Consider the following 2,848-nt stretch of genomic DNA (forward strand, 5'->3'; position numbering starts at 1 on the left):
AAGCAATCCCATACTTACAAAGCGGATTTGCATATTGGGGATTGCTTCGTTCCCCACAATGACGTTATTAATTATTACATCTTATATCTAACAAAATGGCAGGCAATTCATTTGGGCAAGTATTCAGGATAACCACTTTTGGCGAGTCGCATGGCGAAGCTATCGGGGTAATAATTGACGGCTGCCCTGCACAATTAGTGGTTGATATTGATTATATACAGGGCGAACTGGATAAACGTAAACCCGGCCAGTCAAAGATCACTACGCAGCGTAAAGAAAGTGATACGGTAAAGATCTTATCGGGTGTATTTGAGGGTAAAACCACGGGTACCCCTATTGCCATGCTTATTCCGAATGAGGATCAGCGTTCAAAGGATTACACCCATAATGTGGATGTATTCCGTCCGTCGCATGCCGATTATACTTATCAAACCAAATATGGCATCCGCGACCATCGTGGCGGAGGGCGCTCCTCGGCCCGCGAAACCGCAGCACGCGTTGCTGCCGGGGCATTAGCAAAACTATTGCTTAAAAGCCAGGGAATAGAGATTGCCGCCCATGTTAGCAGTGTAGGTAAGATTGAAGCACCTAATGTTAATATCAGTAATATCCAGGAATTTATTGACGAACGGGAAAAAAACATTGTTCGCTGTGCCGATCCGGCTACAGCTGAGGAAATGGTAGAATTTATTGATAGCGTGCGCAAGGATGGCGATACGGTAGGCGGTAAAGTAAGCTGTTACATAAAAAACTGCCCGGTTGGCCTGGGCGACCCGGTTTTTGATAAACTGCACGCCGACCTGGGTAAAGCTATGCTAAGCATCAATGCCGTACATGGATTTGAATTTGGATCGGGCTTTGCCGGCAGCGAAATGCGGGGATCCGAACATAATGACATCTTCGTTAAATCGCATTTAGGAGATATAAGTACCATCACTAATTTTTCGGGTGGTATCCAGGGTGGTATCAGTAATGGCATGCCTATAGAGTTTAAGGTAGCATTTAAACCGGTTGCTACCATCATGAAAAACCAGGCTACTATTGATAGTGAAGGTAACGCCGCCGAAATATCGGGTAAAGGCCGTCATGATCCTTGTGTGGTGCCGCGCGCTGTGCCTATTGTTGAGGCCATGGCTGCCTTGGTACTGGCCGATCATTGGCTGAGAAACAGGAATTCGATTTTGCCAAAGGGAGAACTTTAATAAAACATTGTTCGGTTTAATCTTCTGCAAACATTTGTCACGGTCTTAACAGTTGAATATTATTTGATTTTTTTGTAAATTTGTATATAACTAAACAGGGCACTTATCTTCTAAGATAAACGCCCTGTTTCATTTAAAATGAAAGCTCTTTAAATTCATTACTTCATATATAACCATCTGATTACAAATACAATAACCATAATTAAGCGGTTATCAAAGGGAAACCAAAGGGGGTATGGCAGGTACTTGTAAGGTGATCCGCAGGTGCCTRAAAGGTGTGTCAACGGTGTATGCAAAGTACCGTTTTTGAGTTCCCAAAAGTACTTCAAAAAGTTTTCCGGCCTGAATAAAAAATGTTCATTTTTTTGCTAATGTTGATAGTAAAATGGCAAAGCTATAGGCGGGTATTGCCTATCTTTACAGGGCAATGCTTACCCTTCTTATTCAATCATACAAAAAAGCCTATAGCGGTCTATCTAAAAACAGCTGGTACCTTAGCCTGGTGATGTTCATTAACCGGAGCGGTACTATGGTTGTGCCCTTTATGAGCATTTACACCATCCAGCAGCTGCATTTTACCATTGTACAATCTGGATGGATCATGGCTATTTTTGGCATTGGAGCTATTTCCGGGGCATTTATTGGAGGGCGACTGTCGGATAAAATTGGCTTTTATGATATCCAGGTTGGCTCATTGCTGCTTGGCGGTGTAATGTTTATTATTTTAGGTTTTCAGCATACTTTTATAAGTGTTGGCATAGGCACTTTTATTTTGAGCATTTGTAATGAATCCTTCAGGCCGGCAAACTCCGCCGCTATAGCGCATTACAGCAGCGAACAAAATACAACCCGCTCATACTCCCTAAACCGGCTGGCTGCCAACCTGGGCTGGGCATTTGGTGGAGGATTAGGTGGTTTATTAGCTTCATACAGCTACCATTCGCTTTTTTGGGTTGATGGTTGCACCAATATTTTTGCCGGGTTATTACTATTAATATTGATGCCACGGTCAAAGATTAAAAAATCAGTAAAAGCAATTACGGAAGCTGTTATATCAAAATCCGCCTATTCAGATCACATTTACCTGGTATTTATATTATTAGGCACATTGTTCTCTATCTGCTTCTTCCAGTTTTTTATCATGCAACCTGTATTTTATAAAATACAATGGCATTTTAACGTTCGTTTTATAGGTTTCCTCCTGGCATTAAACGGAATAATCATCGTGCTTATTGAAATGATTCTGGTACATAAACTTGATGGCAAAAGAGATCCCCTTACCTATATCAGGATTGGTGTTTTAATTTCGGGCTTAAGTTTTGTATTATTGAATATATTGCCTCATACTGCTTTTGTGGCTATATTCATTGTTACATTAATGACCCTGGGCGAAATAATCAGCATGCCCTTCATGAACACATTTTGGCTTAGCCGCACCACGAACAGTAACCGTGGTGAATATGCAGGCCTTTACAGTATGTCGTGGTCTGCAGCACAAATCATAGCGCCGGCGGTTGGAAGCCAGATTATTGCCTATGGCGGCTTTGATACATTATGGTGGGTATTAGGAGGCGTATGCCTGTTTGTATCCTCCGGGTATTACTTTTTAAAAAAATTCAACATGAAAAACATAGAAGCTGTTTTCA

The 2,848-nt window shown here is 41.8% G+C and carries 2 protein-coding genes; both read left to right on the forward strand.

Annotation, left to right across the window (positions count from 1 at the left end):
* Window positions 1–95: 95 nt before the first annotated feature.
* Window positions 96–1,202: a chorismate synthase gene (gene aroC, locus AC1DPZ_RS24890; protein WP_477408549.1), complete on the forward strand. Its 1,107-nt coding sequence runs from the start codon at window positions 96–98 to the stop codon at window positions 1,200–1,202.
* A 427-nt stretch (window positions 1,203–1,629) separates the two neighbouring features.
* A partial coding sequence (locus AC1DPZ_RS24895; RefSeq protein WP_477408551.1) for an MFS transporter occupies window positions 1,630–2,848 on the forward strand: 1,219 nt, incomplete at its 3' end.

It is taken from the genome of Mucilaginibacter sp. P4_G9, from assembly GCF_056400985.1.